Origin of the sequence: Enterobacter sp. ENT03 (assembly GCF_019218745.1) — a bacterium.
In the GTDB taxonomy this organism is placed as follows: domain Bacteria; phylum Pseudomonadota; class Gammaproteobacteria; order Enterobacterales; family Enterobacteriaceae; genus Enterobacter_D.
The window spans coordinates 13,335-29,108 of sequence record NZ_JAHUXA010000027.1; the positions used below are offsets into that span (position 1 = coordinate 13,335).

A 15,774-nucleotide genomic window follows, 5' to 3' on the forward strand; every position below is an offset into this window, starting at 1 on the left:
CCTTAGCGTCTGGCAGCCGGCAGTTTCGCCGCTTTATTAACGTCGTACCACCAGGTATCAAACCCGAGTGAATAAACCGGGCGCTGCGCGGGCATGGAAAATTTATCCCAGTAAGCGAGGCGATCGGATGCCATAAACCACATCGGCAGCATGTAATAGTTCCACGTCAGCACCCGATCCAGCGCCCGGCCCAGCGGCAGCAGTTTCTCTTTATCACCTTGCGCTGCGATGATTTTGTCGAGCAGCGTATCGATGATCGGACTGGTCACGCCCGGCGTGTTGTAACTGGAATTAATATAGGCCGAGCCCCAGGAGATTTGCAGATGGGTGTCCGGCCAGGGGCGAGCCTGCAACGTGCGCGGCATCATGTCAAAATCCCGGCTGCGCAGACGATTGGTGATCTGCGAGTTATCCACCTGGCGCACATTGAGGGTTACGCCAAGCCGCGCCAGGTTATGCTGGAATGGCATCACCCACAGATTATTGCTCCCGGCGGGCAGCAGCACCTCGAAGCTGAAGGGTTTACCGGTTTTCGCATTCACGCGCTGTTTACCCTTCAGCACCCAGCCCGCCTCATCCAGCAACTTGCCCGCCTTCAGCAGGTTGTTGCGGTCAAAGCCGTTGCCCTGGGAAACGGGCGGCTGATAGATGGAGGTAAACACCTCCGGGGGGAGTTCAGCCTTCATTGGCGCAAGCAGCGTCAGCTCGGCGGCGTCCGGATAGCTACGCGCGGCATATTCGGTATTCTGGAAATAGCTGTTGGTGCGTGAGTAAGCGTTATAAAACAGCGCCTTGTTCATCCACTCAAAATCGAAAGCCAGCGTCAGCGCTTCCCGCACGCGACGATCCTGAAACAACGGGCGCTGGTTATTAAACGCCAGCCAGCGCGTATCCTGCGCCGATTCGTTTTTCTGCTCGTCTTTAACAATAAAGTGGTTGGCGAAATTTTTGCCGGTGTAGCGCGTCGCCCAGTTTTTGGCATCGCCTTCCTGACGAAAATCAAACGCGCCCGCTTTGAAGGCTTCGAAGGCCACGTTGTCGTCCAGATAGTAGTCATAGCGAATATTATCGAAATTCCAGCGTCCGCGATTGACCGGCAGATCCGCGGCCCAGTAATCCCGCACGCGGGTGTACGCAATATATTGCCCCATACGCCACTGGCTGATGCGGTACGGCCCACCGCCCAGTGGTGGAACGGAGAGCGGATCGCTGAGCTTGTGATTTTTCCAGAATTTCTCCGGCATCACCGGCAGGCTGAACAGGCTCAGCAGATCTTCTTTACTGGGTTTGGCAAGGGTGATCCGCACGGTCAGCGGCGCGATGGCTTTGACGGTGGTGCCTTTATAGATCAGCCGAAACTGCGGCACGCCTTCGGTCATAAATTTCGTAAAGGAAAACGCCACGTCGCTGGCTTTAACCGGCGAGCCGTCCTGAAAGGTTGCTTTCGGATTAATAGCGATTTCCGCCCAGGAAAAATCATCGGCGTAGCGCACCATCTCCGCAATCAGCGGGTAGTAGCTGCCGGGTTCATCGTCCGAGGTGGTGAATAAGGTGTCATACAGGGCGTCGGTGCGTACTGCGGCATTGCCGCGCAGGGCGAAGCGGTTGAAGTTATCAAAGGTGCCAATCACCGCCAGCGTGATGTTACCGCCTTTCGGGGCCGCCGGGTTCACATAATCGAAATGGGTAAAATCCGCGGCGTATTTCGGCTCGCCAATCACCGCGAAGGCGTAACTCTCTTTTATCGTCTGCGCCTGAGTCGCGAAGCTCAGCAGGGCGAACAGCATCATTATTACGCGCATAGAACTCATCGGGTGGCTTCCTTTTACCAGCGCTGGGACCGGTGAATAATAAGGGACAGGCAGGTGAAGGGTAAACGTTTCACCCCTGAAGCTGGCTGAAAAAAGGTGGTGGCTGCCAGTTCAGCAACTGCGCCAGCGTCATCGGACGGCAAAAATAGTAGCCCTGCAGGTAGTGTACACCCCTGGCGCGTAGCCATTTTGCCTGTTCAGCGGTTTCCACGCCTTCCGCAACCGTCCGCATGTTCAGCCGCTTTGCCAGCATCAGCACCGTATCCAGCACCGGTGAGGACATCGTATCCATGTCGATCGCATTCACAAAGGCGCGATCGATTTTCAGGTAATCCAGGGTAAAGCGTTCGAGATAAATCAGCGCGCTGTGGCCGGTGCCAAAATCATCAATGGCAATTTCGTAGCCTTTCTCATGCAGACGGTTGAATAAGGTGACGGCTTCGCCATGCTTAAGCATATTACGTTCGGTGATTTCCAGCACAATGCTGAAATGCTGAGCGGGCAGCGAGGCCGCCAGCCAATCGAGATCCTCGGTAAAACTGGCCGCGTGCAGATGGCCGGTGGCGATATTTATGCCGAGCTTTGTCCCCGCAGGCAGCACACTCTGTAAGGCATCGCCGTCACGGGCGATCAGCCGAAACAGATGCTGCGTCAGCGGCACCATCAGCTTTTGCGCTTCGGCGCGCGGAATAAAGGTATTCGGAGAGATGTCGCCCTTGGTCGGATGTTTCCAGCGCAGCAGCACTTCCGCGCCGCTGACCCGCAGCGTACTGGCATCCACGACAGGTTGATACACCACATAGAAGTGATCGTGCTTAATCGCCTGCACAATATCTCTGCCGGGGCGCAGACGGCGGTGCAACAGCAGGGCGCTGAGCAGGCCTGCCAGCAGTCCCGCCATTAACGCCGGCAACAGCGCCAGCTGAATATCCTGGGGCGTCCAGCGCTCTGCATACATCCACAGGCTGAGCGGCAGACTGTCGATCGCAGCATGGTGCACCGACTGCCCGGCGAAATCACGCAGGGAAATAAGCCGGTTCGAAAAAGTAGAAATTCCGCGATCGCCAATCGCCAGCGCGATACCCTGGTAATTATCCTGCAGCGAGGAGGTGATAAGCGCAGGGGTGAGATTGATGTTGATTGAGGCAAACACGCCATGTTGATCATCAAACGGGTTTTGATACCAGATGCCAATGGCCGGGGTGTCAGGCATCATCGGCGTGCCGGGTAAAATCACCATATCCAGCTTTTTGCTGACATCAATGCCGGGAATGAGATCGACCAGCGGCACATCCAGTGCGCCCGTGGCGGATGAGCAAAAGGCATTCTGGTCGCGCACCAGTAAAAATGCCCGCACGTTTACGCTGAAAGCTGCCCGCGACGTTAATTCACTGGCGACGTCTTCGCAGCTGTTTAAGGTTAAAGGTTGCAGTAAATCGGTGGTGGTATGCAGTTCGCTAAAATAATGTTCAAAATTTGAGTTAATTTCGGTGAATAAACGTTCTAACTGAATTTCACGATGGTGATGCGCAATTATAAATTGCAGGCTTCCCGCAATAATGCCCGTAATAACGCCTATCAGAATACTGAGCGTCAGAATTTTTCGATTGGCATGCGTGAAGCGGATCGGCATAGGGGTACGTTGTCCAGAGTAGCCACGGAGGATCGCCTTGATTTGTCAGACTATAGCCTGGAAAGGACATCGCCGTCAGCAGGCAAAAAAAAAGCACTGCCGGAGCAGCGCTTTTTTTCTATCGTCTTGTCAGTCAAGGGAAACTAACAAGTCAAAACTTAACTGCGGACTAAGACGCGACGCGCTTCGTTATAACGCTTTTTCCAGTATGGCTCATCCATACTTGAAATCACGACACCGCTGCTGGTAGAGGCATGGACAAACTGATTATTGCCGATATAAATACCAACGTGACGTCCGGTAGAGCCGGCTTTAAACAGCACCAGATCGCCGGTGCGTAAGCTGGTGCGTGAAACGGATTTACCCATTTCCTGCTGCTCATAAGTAGAACGCGGCAGTTCTAAACCAAATTGTTCACGGAAAGTACGTTGTACGAAACCAGAACAGTCAATACCTTTTTTGGTATCGCCGCCAAGACGATAACGAACGCCTTTCCAGCTTGCGTATTGATCCATAAGGCGAGATTTAACATCAAGATTACGAACCATCGTCTCAAATTCATCCTGAGAGGCTTGCAGTGACGAGGCATCTTCGGTGCCCACAACATGCGTCTCAGGGTGCATATTCTTTGCGGTATTAGTTGAACAAGCTGAAAGCAGGACCGCGACTGCTAACGCGGGGATCGCCCGCACGATATATCTCAAAATCGGTTGAGATTTGACCATGTTGTTTATTTTCCCTTGAAGTCCTTAACGATAAATATCGCTATATAAATGCCAAACGTGACGAGATTAATTACCTGCGCACTACGACACAATTCCTCTTGATCAAATCTGTGCATAAACGCACAAATTTATTCACAGCGGGAATATTTTATGTCTGTGAGGCGAAACGCAGTCGAGAGTACCCGATCACCCCAGGCATTGCGAGCCTTTTTATGTGTTTTTTTATAAGAAATTATGATACCGAAAGTGAAAAAATAACTTTGTACAAGAAGTCGGCAATTTAGCTTAAAAACTATGCATCTTGCTCATTTAGCTGGAGAAAATTTGTTCCGGGAGTATGACAACGTGCGGCAGGGATGCTCATTATTTAGCAGGGAACGTTACCGCTCCCTGCAACGAGCTATTCATACACGTTATTTATTTGTTTAAATATTGTTTGCTTTTATAAGGCAAATAATAGTCAAACAGGGAAATGATTTTATCGCAAAGGGGGGTTAACAGTACCCATGGTAAGCCAATGAGTACGGCAGAAAGGGATCCAACGGCAATATCGGTAAACCAGTGCGCGCCAATCATTACCCGCGGAAAAGCAAAAAACACCACAATCACCAGGGCAATAGCACAGGCCCGCTTACCAAAATAACGCCACATAACGGCTGAAAAAATAAGCAGCATCATGCCGTGATCGCCAGGGAAACTGTCTGCCGAAGCGTCTTTTGTGGGAATAACACTTAGCAAATGGCTCACGCGATGACTATGCTCGAAGAATAACGACGGGCTGGCACGTTTGACCGGATACAGCGCCTGCGCCAGTTGGTTGATCACCAGCGCCGTCAGTAACATCATCAGACCAATCATTACTACGCGGCGACGGCCTGCCGCCCCGGCGCTACGCCAGAAGCTCACCATCAGCGCGCCCATCGCCAGTAACGAACAGGCATCAAATGCACGATTATTCGTAATCGCCACCAGCCACAAAAAGGCACGGCTTTCGGTCAGTTTTGCATTAAAGAAATGAAAAATAGCCGAATCCAGGGTAAACCACATGCCATGGTTTACCGATAAGTACCAGGATAAAAAAAGCGCCAGACCGGCGGCGTTTAACAATAAAATCAGGGGAAGTCGCGTCTTCATGTGTTCATCTAAACCTTAGGTATCAGATGTAACGTTAGTTCCCTGCGGCTAAACGGAGCTTCAACAAAGCGGACTGAAGTGAATTCCAGTCTGCTTCATCGGCGGTAATCAGCTCAATACGGCTGTCCGGCGGTGACACGCTTTGCGTTTCGATGCGCAGATCTTGTCCCTGGCGATTGATGCGCACCAGACCTTCAGGAATACGCATCACACCTTTCACGCGATCCACCGGCGCCAGGCGCGCCCACTCCAGCAGGCCGATGGTGTCAAAACAGGTATCCGCATCAAAGATCCAGCCGCAGGCCTGATGGCCCTGACCGCTGTTGACGCTGCGCCGCCAGCGCTGGTGGGATGGCAGACTTAGCGCAGCAAGGCCTTTCTTATCGTCATGGCTGTGCTGATGCGCGGCGCTGACCGGCAGTTCACGCTGATTGCGGCGCGGGCGATCCAGCAGGGCGGGGTCGATATTTCCCTGGGTGGCGCTGACCAGTTCCCGGTCGCCACCGTACTGATGCCACCACTGCGCCAGCGACTGTTCGCTTTCCGGCGTGCGGCGATCCTGTTTATTGGCGATGATGATGTCTGCCGCCGCCAGCTGATCGCGGAAGTTTTCATTATTGACGGTTTTCTCGTCCAGCAACTGGCGCGGATCGAGCAGGCAGAGCGTCGCCTGCAGTTCGATCCACGGCTCATAAACCGGGGCGGTAAGCATATCGAGGATCTGCTTCGGATGGCCCAGCCCGGTAGGTTCAATCAGTAAACGGTCCGGTTTACCCTGACGCAGCAGAGTATTCAGCCCCACCTGCATCGGCAAACCATTCACACAACACATACAACCGCCGGGGATCTCTTTTAACAGTGCGCCACTGTCTGCCAGCAATGCGCCGTCAATACCCACTTCACCAAATTCATTGACCAGTACGGCCCATTTTTCGGCGGGATCCTTCTGCGCCAGCAGATGCAAAATAGAAGTGGTTTTACCGCTCCCCAGAAAACCGGTGATCAAGTTGGTCCTGGTCATATAAGCTCCATGATGAGATCTGTTAACTGTTATTAAGTAACAATGGTGCTCATCCTGGCGAAAAAAAAGAGAAAAGAGAAGAGAAACGGCGGACAGAGGGGGAGACTGTCCGCGTTAAGGGCAGAAAATGTTAATGACTGAGCGTGTCGATCACCGCCTGATGCGCGCCTTTTGCCGCAAGCAATGACCAGGCAGACTGGATCGCCTCGACAAATACCGGGTCCGACGGCAGGTCGCTGCCAAAGATTTCCGTCAGCGTGAGCAGTGCCGGAACGCGCTCGCCCGGCTCGCTGGTGTCGACAATGGCGCGGAATTTATCCGTCAGCGGATCGCGAATATCAATCGCCTGTCCGGCGTCATCGACGCCGCTAACGTAGCGCATCCATCCGGCGACGCCGAGCGCCAGCAGCGGCCACGGTGTGCCACGTTGCAAATGTACCCGAATACCTTCCAGCATGCGCTGTGGCAGTTTCTGGCTGCCGTCCATGGCGATCTGCCAGGTCCGGTGTTGCAGCGCCGGGTTGGCAAAACGGTCGATCAGGCTATCGGCGTACGCCGTCAGATCCACATCGGTGATGCGCAGCGTCGGTGCCTGTTCGTCCAGCATCAGACGCCGGGCGGCACGGCGAAAATGCGCATCCTGCATGCAGTCGCTGATATGGGCAAAACCGGCCAGATACCCCAGATACGCCAGGAAGGAGTGGCTGCCGTTCAGCATACGCAGTTTCATTTGCTCCCACGGCAGCACATCCTCTACCAGCTGTACGCCCGCCACGCCCCAGTCCGGGCGACCGGCGACAAAATTATCTTCCACCACCCACTGAATAAAAGGCTCGCAGCTGATGGCGCAGGGATCTTCCACCCCCAGCGTGCGGGTGATTTCCGCCAGCGACGCGTCCGTTGCCGCCGGTACGATGCGATCGACCATGGTGCCGGGGAAACTCACCTTTTCACTGATCCATTGCGCCAGGTCTTCAGAGCGCTGCTGCGCCATGCCGAGCACGGCGTTTTTCACCACATGCCCGTTGTCAGGAATATTGTCGCAAGAGAGCACGGTAAAAGGGGCCAGGCCGCGATCGCGGCGGCGGGCGAGGGCTTCCACCAGAATGCCCGGCGCGGAGTGCGGCTCTGTGGGATTTTGCAGATCATGAACAATGCGCGGCTGGTTGAGATCCAGTTTGCCGGTCGCCGGATCGATGCAGTAGCCTTTTTCCGTGATGGTCAGCGAGACAATCGCCACCTGCGGTTCGCAGAATTTTTCGATAATGGCGGGCAGGGAGTCCAGTTTCGCATTCAGGCATTCATGAACCGCGCCAACGATAATCGCCTCGTTGCCCATCGCGCCTTTTTCCAGCACGGTAAACAGGTGGTCTTGCTCTCGCAGCTGCGCCATTAATTTATCGCCACTGAACAGGCTGATTTCGCAGATCCCCCAGTCGCCGCCTTGCGCGTTCAGCACCCGGTCGGTTAACAGCGCCTGATGCGCGCGATGAAAGGCACCAAAACCAAAATGCACGATGCGCGAGCGGAGCAGGGAGCGATCATACTGCGGTAAACGGACGTTTTCCGGCAGCGTTTGCGAAGCAATTGTCTTCATTAATACACACCTGATTAACCAATAATTAACAAGATGCAGTGTAAAGTTATATGACAGCAAATTGAATTGGTATGCCTTAATTATGCGGGGATTGTGAGCTGGATCAATCTAACAGGCGGCGGGATTTGATCCCCGAAGAGAAACATGTATGGTAGTCGTCATTGTGTTTAATGGTATTGGTATAACAACTTTTAGAGGGTGAGGCGATGGAACAAACCTGGCGTTGGTATGGACCGAACGATCCGGTATCTCTTGATGACGTCCGTCAGGCGGGCGCAACCGGTGTGGTTACCGCACTGCATCATATTCCTAACGGCCAGGTGTGGCCGGTGGACGAAATTAAACAGCGTCAGGCGCTGCTGGCTGAAAAAGGCCTCACCTGGTCGGTGGTAGAAAGTATTCCGGTGCACGAAGACATCAAAACGCACAGCGGAGAATACAAAACCTGGATTGCCAATTATCAGCAGAGCATCCGTAATCTGGCGACCTGCGGCATCGATACCGTCTGCTACAACTTTATGCCGATCCTCGACTGGACGCGTACCGACCTGGAATACACGCTACCGGACGGCTCCAAAGCCCTGCGTTTTGACCAAATCGCGTTTGCCGCTTTCGAGCTGCATATCCTGAAGCGCGAAGGGGCGCAGGCAGACTACACGGAAGAAGAACAGCGTCAGGCGCTGGAATTCTTCAACGCCGCAAGCGAGGCTGAAATTGAAAAGCTGACGCGCAATATTATTGCCGGGCTGCCGGGAGCCGAAGAGGGCTACACGCTGGATCAGTTCCGCGCCCGTCTGGCGGAATACGATGGCATTAATAAAGAACAGCTGCGTGAAAACATGGCGGTATTCCTGAAAGCCATTGTGCCGGTGGCGGAAGAAGTGGGCGTGCGTCTGGCCGTGCACCCGGACGATCCACCGCGCCCGATCCTCGGCCTGCCGCGTATTGTCTCTACCATTGAAGATATGCAGTGGCTGAAATCGTGTGTCGACAGCATCCACAACGGCTTCACCATGTGCACCGGCTCGTACGGCGTGCGGGCGGATAACGATCTGGTGAAGATGGTGGAAACCTTTGGCGACCGCATTCACTTTACGCATCTGCGTTCCACCTGCCGCGAAGCGAACCCGAAAACCTTCCACGAAGCTGCGCATTTGCAGGGCGACGTCGATATGGTGGCGGTGGTGAAAGCGATCCTCACTGAAGAACTGCGCCGTAAGCAGGCGGGGGATGTTCGTCCGATCCCGTTCCGTCCGGATCACGGTCATCAGATGCTCGACGATCTGCGTAAGAAAACGAACCCCGGCTATTCGGCGATTGGTCGTCTGAAAGGGATGGCGGAAGTACGCGGCGTGGAACTGGCGCTAAAACATACGCTGTTCCCGGAACTGCTGTAAAACGGTAAAATAGTATAAATAATTGCCGGGTGGCGCTGCGCTAACCCGGCCTACACGTAGGCCCGGCAAGCTTGCGCCGCCGGGCGAAAATTTGCCTTAATCCGCACGGCCCATATAACGGCTTTCTTCGATATGAATGCGGATCTTCTCGCCGGTAGTCAGGTATTCCGGCACCTGGATCACAAGACCTGTGCTCATGGTGGCAGGCTTGGTACGTGAGCTGGCTGAAGCACCTTTGATGCCCGGTGCCGTTTCCACGATTTCCAGATCCACTGTCTGCGGTAGCTCCAGCGCCAGCAGCTGACCATCCCAGGTTAACACCTGCATGTCCGGCATTCCGCCTTCCGGAATAAACTGCAGTTCGTCTTCAATCTGTTCTTTGGTGAAGATGTACGGCGTGTAATCTTCTTTATCCATAAACACGTATTCGTTGCCATCCACATAAGAGAAGTCAACGAAACGGCGGGTCAGCGTTACGGTATCAACAATGTCGTCGCCTTTAAAACGCTCTTCAACTTTCATCCCGCTACGGACGTCAGCAAAACGCATTTTGTACAGTGTTGCAGCGCCGCGTGCGCTTGGTGACTGAATATCGATATTTTTCACAATCAGCAGTTTGCCGTTGTAATTCAGCACCATACCTTTTTTGATTTCATTCGCTCTTGGCATTATTAATCCTGTTTGGGAAAAGGGTAAAAATATCGCGACAAATTACTCGCGAGGGGCGATTCAGGCAAGGGGAATCAGCATGTTTTGCATGTTCACCGCAAAAAGTGATAGCGTGCGCCAAAGCGGGATGACAGCCCGCAGCATCCCCTGATAAAAGAGAGCCGTTTATGGAGTGTCGCAGCGATTGCGGAGCCTGTTGTACCGCGCCATCCATCAGCAGCCCGATCCCCGGTATGCCGGACGGTAAACCCGCCAATACGCCCTGTGTGCAGCTTGATGAGCAGCAGCGCTGTAAGCTGTTCCGCTCGACGCTTCGCCCGAAAGTCTGCGCCGGACTGCAACCTTCCCGCGATATGTGTGCGGCAGCACCCGCACACAGGCGATGGTCTACCTTATCAATCTGGAAACGCAGACCGCGCCTTAAACATCTTTAATGCGCGCGAGGCACGCCATGGTGACGACAATCATCACCAGCGCAAACCAGAATACCGCATGATAGCTCCAGAATTCCGCCACCACGCCCGCCAGCGACCCGGCGATGATCCAGCCGACGCGGGTCGTATTGGTATACAGCGTGGTCGCCGCCCCCGCCTGACCCGGCATCAAATCCTGGAAATAGAGCATACCGATCCCCGCGAGAATGCCGATATAAATCGCGTTCAGCAGCTGTAAAGCCAGCAGCAAGACCGGGGTGTGCACGGTCAGCATCCCGGCGTAAAAAATCAGCCCGGCAACCACCGCAATGCGCATCAGAAAACGCTTGCCGAAGCGTTTAGCATAGTAGCCCGCAATCAGCATGGTCGGGATCTCAAGCCCGGCAGCGGTCCCCATCATCACACCCGCCAGCTTTTCCGGCAGACGCAGTTCATTAATGATAAACAGCGGCATATTAATGATATAGAGGCTGTTGGTGCCCCACATCAGCGTGCAGATAGCAAACAGCAGCAGGGCGTCACGGCGATTGGTGCGCGGCGCTTCCAGCACGCCGCTGGCCAGCACCGGCTCTTTGCGCATGGTCGGCAGAAAAAACCACACCATGATGCCGCACACCACAAAGGCAATCGCCGCGCTCAGGTACATCATCGTAAAGCCAAAACCCATTGCCAGCGCATAGGCCAGCGGCGGGCCGATCACCCATGCCAGCGACACCTGCGCGCGCAGGATCGAGCTGAACATGACCGCTTCACGGCCGGTACGATCCGCATGTTCACGGGCAAGGGCGAACATCTGCGGGTTGGCCGTCGAGCCGAAGCTGCTGAGGAACACGCCGATAAACAGCAAAATGAAATAGTTACGGTTAAAGGCGAACAGCGTACAGGCCAGCACCCCGAACAGGCAGCAGAAGACGATGAGATTTTTACGGTCGCCTTTCCGGTCGGAACGTCCGGCGAGAAACTGGCTGACCAGAATGCCGATCACCGCGCTGCCGGTGAAGAAAAATCCCACCATTGCCGGGCGGGTATGTACTTCGTTAGTCAGAAATAAGCTCAGCGTCGGCGTCTGCAAGGCACCGGCAATACCGGTTAAAAAGGCAACGATTAAAAACGCGGTGGAGGTGACGTCAAAAGGTTTCGGGGAGGCGGCTGCGGGGCTAATGTGCATCTTTAAGTTCTGCTGTTTAATGAAGACGCGGAGTTTACGCCGCTACTCAGAAAATGAACAGTCGCTAACAAAAAAGTGCCACGAAAAATCAAAATAGCATTTCAAAATAATTCTCATTCTGGCTGAAGTTGCTGAAACAGACGCAGCGGCAGCATCAGCAGTATCAGCAAAATAACGTCACCGCCGCAAAAATGTGCTGTACATCTAAATTCTTTACCCTGAAAGACGAGATTTCTTGCGTGCTGAACGATTAAGAGCAAGACTTCTTGAAACGTTTCAGCGCTATCCTTTAACTTCCCCGTTACCGGTTGGCGCGTTAATTCACCAGAAGGCTGAAACGATTCAACTTCAGCAGGAGTGGAAATTTATGTTCCAGTTATCCGTTCAGGATATTCATCCCGGCCAGCAGGCCACTAATAAAGAAGACGCTATTCGTCAGATCGCCGCCGCCCTTGTGCAGGCAGGCAACGTGGCTGATGGCTATGTTGACGGTATGCTGGCCCGCGAGCAGCAGACCTCCACGTTCCTTGGCAACGGCATTGCCATTCCCCACGGCACCACCGACACCCGCGATCAGGTGCTGAAAACCGGCGTTCAGGTTTATCAGTTCCCGCAGGGCGTATTGTGGGGCGAAGGGCAGGTGGCCTACGTGGCGATCGGCATTGCCGCCAGTTCGGATGAACACCTCGGCCTGCTGCGTCAGCTGACGCATGTGTTAAGCGACGATGCAGTCGCCGCGCAGTTGCAGTCTGCCACCACGGCGGAAGAGCTGCGCGCGCTGCTGATGGGCGAAAAACAGAGTGACGTGCTGAAGCTGGACAACGATTTGCTGACGCTCGACATCATCGCCAGCGATATTGTCACCCTGCAGGCGGTGAACGCCGGTCGTCTGAAAGAAGCCGGTGCAGTAGACACCGCCTTCGTGACGCGCGCCATTAATGAAAAACCGCTGAACCTGGGTCAGGGTGTGTGGCTGAACGACAGCGCCGAAGGTAACCTCGGCAGCGCCATTGCGGTAAGCCGCGCCGCCAGCGCCTTTACGGTTGAAGGTGAAAACGCCCAGCTGTTGATCAGCGTGGCGATGGCCGACGACCAGCCGGTTGCCGTGCTTAAGCGCCTGACCGATCTGCTGCTGAACAATAAAGCTGACCGCCTGCTGACGGCGGATGCCGCCACGCTGCTGGCGCTGCTGACCAGCGACGACGCGCTGTCGGAAGACGTGTTGAGCGCAGAATTCGTGGTGCGTAATGAACACGGCCTGCATGCCCGTCCGGGCACCATGCTGGTGAACACCATCAAACAATTTGATTGCGACGTGACCGTCACCAACCTCGACGGCAGCGGCAAGCCGGCTAATGGCCGCAGCCTGATGAAAGTGGTGGCGCTGGGCGTGAAGAAAGGCCATCGCCTGCGCTTTACCGCGCAAGGTGCAGATGCTGAAGCCGCGCTGAAAGCGATTGGCGACGCCATCGCGGCCGGTCTTGGGGAGGGCGCATAATGAGCAGACGTGTTGCCACAATCACCCTTAACCCGGCTTACGATCTGGTGGGGTATACCCCGGAAGTGGAACGCGGGGAAGTTAACCTGGTGCGCACTACCGGTCTGCATGCGGCAGGTAAAGGCATTAACGTTGCCAAAGTGCTGAAAGATCTGGGTATCGATGTCACCGTTGGCGGTTTCCTGGGGAAAGATAACCAGGATGGCTTTCAGCAGCTGTTCAGCGAACTCGGCATCGCCAACCGTTTTCAGGTGGTGCAGGGCCGTACCCGTATCAACGTCAAGCTGACCGAAAAAGACGGCGAAGTCACCGATTTTAACTTCTCCGGCTTTGATGTTACCCCCGCCGACTGGGAGCGTTTTGTTGCCGATTCCCTGAGCTGGTTGGGTCAGTTCGACATGGTGTGCGTCAGCGGCAGCCTGCCGACGGGCGTCAGCCCGGAAGCTTTCACCGACTGGATGACGCGCCTGCGCAGCCAGTGTCCGTGCATCATCTTTGACAGCAGCCGCGAAGCGCTGGTGGCCGGTCTGAAAGCCGCACCGTGGCTGGTAAAACCCAACCGTCGCGAGCTGGAAATCTGGGCCGGTCGTAAATTACCGGAACTGAAAGATGTTATCGAAGCCGCACATGCGCTTCGTGAACAAGGAATTGCCCATGTGGTGATTTCTCTGGGAGCTGAAGGGGCGTTGTGGGTTAACGCTTCTGGCGAATGGATCGCCAAACCGCCGTCAATGGAAGTGGTAAGCACCGTTGGCGCAGGGGATTCGATGGTTGGCGGCCTGATTTATGGCCTGCTGATGCGTGAATCCAGTGAGCATACATTACGTCTTGCTACCGCCGTCGCCGCCCTGGCTGTCAGCCAGAGCAACGTCGGCATTACCGACCGTACCCAGTTGGCCGCGATGATGGCGCGCGTTGACTTAAAACCCTTTAACTAACAGCAGGAGAGCATAATGAAAACGCTGCTGATAATTGACTCCAGTCTCGGCCAGGCCCGCGCTTATATGGCGAAAACCTTGTTGGGAGTGGCGGCGCAAAAAGCCAATGTGGAAATCATCGACAATCCGCATGAAGCTGAACTGGCAATCGTATTAGGAACCAGCGTGCCGAACGACAGCGCGCTGAACGGCAAAAAAGTGTGGCTGGGCGATATTAATCGCGCCGTGGCGCACCCGGAGCTGTTTTTAAGTGAAGCGAAAAATCACGCGGCGCCTTACAGCGCGCCAGTGGCTGCGGCTGCACCTGCCGCAACCGGCGGCGTGAAGCGTGTGGTAGCGGTTACCGCCTGTCCGACCGGCGTGGCGCACACGTTTATGGCGGCGGAAGCGATTGAAACCGAAGCCAAAAAACGCGGCTGGTGGGTGAAAGTGGAAACCCGCGGCTCTGTGGGCGCGGGCAATGCCATCACTCCGGAAGAAGTGGCGGAAGCGGATCTGGTGATTGTGGCGGCAGACATCGAAGTGGATCTGGCGAAATTCGCCGGTAAGCCGATGTACCGCACCTCCACTGGTCTGGCGCTGAAGAAAACCGCGCAGGAGTTGGATAAAGCGCAGGCAGAAGCGAAGCCGTATCAGCCGTCGGGTAAACCGCAGGCGGCAAGCGAAGGGAAGAAAGAGGGCGGCGGTGCTTATCGTCACCTGCTGACCGGCGTGTCTTACATGCTGCCGATGGTGGTAGCGGGCGGTCTGTGTATCGCGCTGTCCTTTGCGTTTGGTATTGAAGCCTTCAAAACACCGGATACCCTCGCCGCCGCACTGATGCAAATCGGTGGTGGTTCAGCCTTCGCGCTGATGGTGCCGGTACTGGCGGGTTATATTGCGTTCTCTATCGCTGACCGTCCGGGTCTGACGCCGGGTCTTATCGGCGGCATGCTGGCGGTGAGCACGGGTTCCGGCTTTATTGGCGGTATCATTGCTGGCTTTATTGCCGGTTACGTGGCGAAAGCCATCAGCCAGAAAGTGAAGCTGCCGCCGAGCATGGAAGCGCTGAAACCGATCCTGATCATTCCGCTGTTCTCAAGCCTGATTGTCGGTCTGGCGATGATCTACCTGATCGGCAAACCGGTCGCCGGTATCCTGACGGGTCTGACTCACTGGCTGCAAACCATGGGCACCGCGAACGCGGTTCTGCTGGGTGCGATCCTCGGTGGCATGATGTGTACCGATATGGGTGGTCCGGTGAACAAAGCCGCTTACGCCTTTGGCGTCGGTCTGCTGAGTACCCAGACTTATGCACCGATGGCCGCCATTATGGCTGCCGGGATGGTACCGCCGCTGGCGATGGGTATCGCCACGCTGGTTGCGCGTAAAAAGTTCGACAAAGGTCAGCAGGAAGGGGGGAAAGCCGCACTGGTTCTCGGTCTGTGCTTTATCTCTGAAGGCGCGATCCCGTTCGCAGCCCGTGACCCGATGCGTGTCATCCCTTGCTGTATCGTGGGCGGCGCGGTGACCGGGGCGATCTCCATGGCGATTGGCGCGAAGCTGATGGCACCGCACGGTGGCCTGTTCGTCCTGCTGATCCCAGGCGCAATCACGCCGGTCGTGGGTTATCTGCTGGCGATTGTTGCCGGTACGCTGCTGGCAGGTCTGGCTTACGCTTTCCTGAAACGTCCGGAAACGGTCGTGGCTGAGAAAATCGCGTAAGAGTAAGTTGCCGGGCACGCAAAAAGGACAGCAGATGCTGTCCTT

The 15,774-nt window shown here is 55.2% G+C and carries 13 protein-coding genes and 1 pseudogene; 6 read left to right on the plus strand and 8 right to left on the minus strand.

Annotated features, from left to right (window positions below; all coding sequences use genetic code 11):
• Nucleotides 1-2: 2 nt before the first annotated feature.
• The 6 genes from KW828_RS20475 to KW828_RS20500 all read right to left on the minus strand — a co-directional run bounded on the left by KW828_RS20475 (nt 3) and on the right by KW828_RS20500 (nt 7,921).
• Nucleotides 3-1,802: an extracellular solute-binding protein gene (locus tag KW828_RS20475; RefSeq protein WP_218338110.1), complete on the minus strand. Its 1,800-nt coding sequence runs from the start codon at nt 1,800-1,802 to the stop codon at nt 3-5.
• 79 nt (nt 1,803-1,881) lie between these two features.
• Entirely contained in the window at nt 1,882-3,444 is a 1,563-nt protein-coding gene (locus KW828_RS20480) for a cyclic di-GMP phosphodiesterase (RefSeq protein WP_218338090.1), read from the minus strand.
• Nucleotides 3,445-3,602: 158 nt separating this feature from the next.
• The gene (mepS, locus tag KW828_RS20485) at nt 3,603-4,169 is read right to left on the minus strand and encodes a bifunctional murein DD-endopeptidase/murein LD-carboxypeptidase (RefSeq protein WP_218338091.1); all 567 of its coding nucleotides are present in this window, start codon (nt 4,167-4,169) and stop codon (nt 3,603-3,605) included.
• A gap of 417 nt (nt 4,170-4,586) precedes the next feature.
• The gene (locus KW828_RS20490; RefSeq protein WP_218338092.1) at nt 4,587-5,303 is read right to left on the minus strand and encodes a phosphatase PAP2 family protein; all 717 of its coding nucleotides are present in this window, start codon (nt 5,301-5,303) and stop codon (nt 4,587-4,589) included.
• Between the two features lie 34 nt (nt 5,304-5,337).
• The gene (locus tag KW828_RS20495; RefSeq protein WP_218338093.1) at nt 5,338-6,324 is read right to left on the minus strand and encodes a GTP-binding protein; all 987 of its coding nucleotides are present in this window, start codon (nt 6,322-6,324) and stop codon (nt 5,338-5,340) included.
• A gap of 130 nt (nt 6,325-6,454) precedes the next feature.
• Complete coding sequence (locus KW828_RS20500) at nt 6,455-7,921, minus strand: mannitol dehydrogenase family protein (protein WP_218338094.1); 1,467 nt, start codon at nt 7,919-7,921, stop codon at nt 6,455-6,457.
• Between the two features lie 206 nt (nt 7,922-8,127).
• Here KW828_RS20500 and uxuA point away from each other — a divergent pair, with 206 nt between their 5' ends.
• Nucleotides 8,128-9,318 (plus strand): mannonate dehydratase, encoded by a 1,191-nt coding sequence (gene uxuA, locus KW828_RS20505; protein ID WP_218338095.1) that lies wholly within the window; start codon nt 8,128-8,130, stop codon nt 9,316-9,318.
• 96 nt (nt 9,319-9,414) lie between these two features.
• Here uxuA and yeiP read toward each other — a convergent pair whose 3' ends face one another.
• Complete coding sequence (yeiP, locus tag KW828_RS20510; RefSeq protein ID WP_218338096.1) at nt 9,415-9,987, minus strand: elongation factor P-like protein YeiP; 573 nt, start codon at nt 9,985-9,987, stop codon at nt 9,415-9,417.
• 167 nt (nt 9,988-10,154) lie between these two features.
• Here yeiP and KW828_RS20515 point away from each other — a divergent pair.
• Nucleotides 10,155-10,411, plus strand: a pseudogene (locus KW828_RS20515) (YkgJ family cysteine cluster protein).
• On the opposite strand, the gene setB reads toward KW828_RS20515, so the two are convergent.
• Nucleotides 10,408-11,589 (minus strand): sugar efflux transporter SetB, encoded by a 1,182-nt coding sequence (gene setB, locus KW828_RS20520; protein ID WP_218338097.1) that lies wholly within the window; start codon nt 11,587-11,589, stop codon nt 10,408-10,410. The pseudogene KW828_RS20515 and the gene setB sit on opposite strands and share 4 nt — an antisense overlap.
• Before the next feature lie 128 nt (nt 11,590-11,717).
• Between setB and KW828_RS22005 the strand changes: the two genes are divergently transcribed.
• From KW828_RS22005 to fruA, 4 genes are all read left to right on the plus strand, one after another.
• The gene (locus tag KW828_RS22005; RefSeq protein WP_256350316.1) at nt 11,718-11,843 is read left to right on the plus strand and encodes a hypothetical protein; all 126 of its coding nucleotides are present in this window, start codon (nt 11,718-11,720) and stop codon (nt 11,841-11,843) included.
• A gap of 113 nt (nt 11,844-11,956) precedes the next feature.
• On the plus strand, nt 11,957-13,087 hold the full coding sequence (gene fruB, locus KW828_RS20525) for a fused PTS fructose transporter subunit IIA/HPr protein (protein WP_218338098.1): 1,131 nt from the start codon (nt 11,957-11,959) through the stop codon (nt 13,085-13,087).
• Complete coding sequence (gene fruK / locus KW828_RS20530; protein WP_218338099.1) at nt 13,087-14,025, plus strand: 1-phosphofructokinase; 939 nt, start codon at nt 13,087-13,089, stop codon at nt 14,023-14,025. The genes fruB and fruK overlap by 1 nt, the downstream gene beginning before the upstream one ends.
• 15 nt (nt 14,026-14,040) lie before the next feature.
• The gene (gene fruA, locus KW828_RS20535) at nt 14,041-15,729 is read left to right on the plus strand and encodes a PTS fructose transporter subunit IIBC (RefSeq protein ID WP_218338100.1); all 1,689 of its coding nucleotides are present in this window, start codon (nt 14,041-14,043) and stop codon (nt 15,727-15,729) included.
• The last annotated feature ends 45 nt before the right edge of the window (nt 15,730-15,774 follow it).

What these genes read in the sequence shown, in the direction of transcription:
- KW828_RS20475 (WP_218338110.1), bottom strand. Translation starts at nt 1,802, where the DNA reads ATGCGCGTAATAATGATGCTGTTCGCCCTGCTGAGCTTCGCGACTCAG.
- KW828_RS20480 (WP_218338090.1), bottom strand. Translation starts at nt 3,444, where the DNA reads ATGCCGATCCGCTTCACGCATGCCAATCGAAAAATTCTGACGCTCAGT.
- mepS (WP_218338091.1), bottom strand. Translation starts at nt 4,169, where the DNA reads ATGGTCAAATCTCAACCGATTTTGAGATATATCGTGCGGGCGATCCCC.
- KW828_RS20490 (WP_218338092.1), bottom strand. Translation starts at nt 5,303, where the DNA reads ATGAAGACGCGACTTCCCCTGATTTTATTGTTAAACGCCGCCGGTCTG.
- KW828_RS20495 (WP_218338093.1), bottom strand. Translation starts at nt 6,324, where the DNA reads ATGACCAGGACCAACTTGATCACCGGTTTTCTGGGGAGCGGTAAAACC.
- KW828_RS20500 (WP_218338094.1), bottom strand. Translation starts at nt 7,921, where the DNA reads ATGAAGACAATTGCTTCGCAAACGCTGCCGGAAAACGTCCGTTTACCG.
- uxuA (WP_218338095.1), top strand. Translation starts at nt 8,128, where the DNA reads ATGGAACAAACCTGGCGTTGGTATGGACCGAACGATCCGGTATCTCTT.
- yeiP (WP_218338096.1), bottom strand. Translation starts at nt 9,987, where the DNA reads ATGCCAAGAGCGAATGAAATCAAAAAAGGTATGGTGCTGAATTACAAC.
- setB (WP_218338097.1), bottom strand. Translation starts at nt 11,589, where the DNA reads ATGCACATTAGCCCCGCAGCCGCCTCCCCGAAACCTTTTGACGTCACC.
- fruB (WP_218338098.1), top strand. Translation starts at nt 11,957, where the DNA reads ATGTTCCAGTTATCCGTTCAGGATATTCATCCCGGCCAGCAGGCCACT.
- fruK (WP_218338099.1), top strand. Translation starts at nt 13,087, where the DNA reads ATGAGCAGACGTGTTGCCACAATCACCCTTAACCCGGCTTACGATCTG.
- fruA (WP_218338100.1), top strand. Translation starts at nt 14,041, where the DNA reads ATGAAAACGCTGCTGATAATTGACTCCAGTCTCGGCCAGGCCCGCGCT.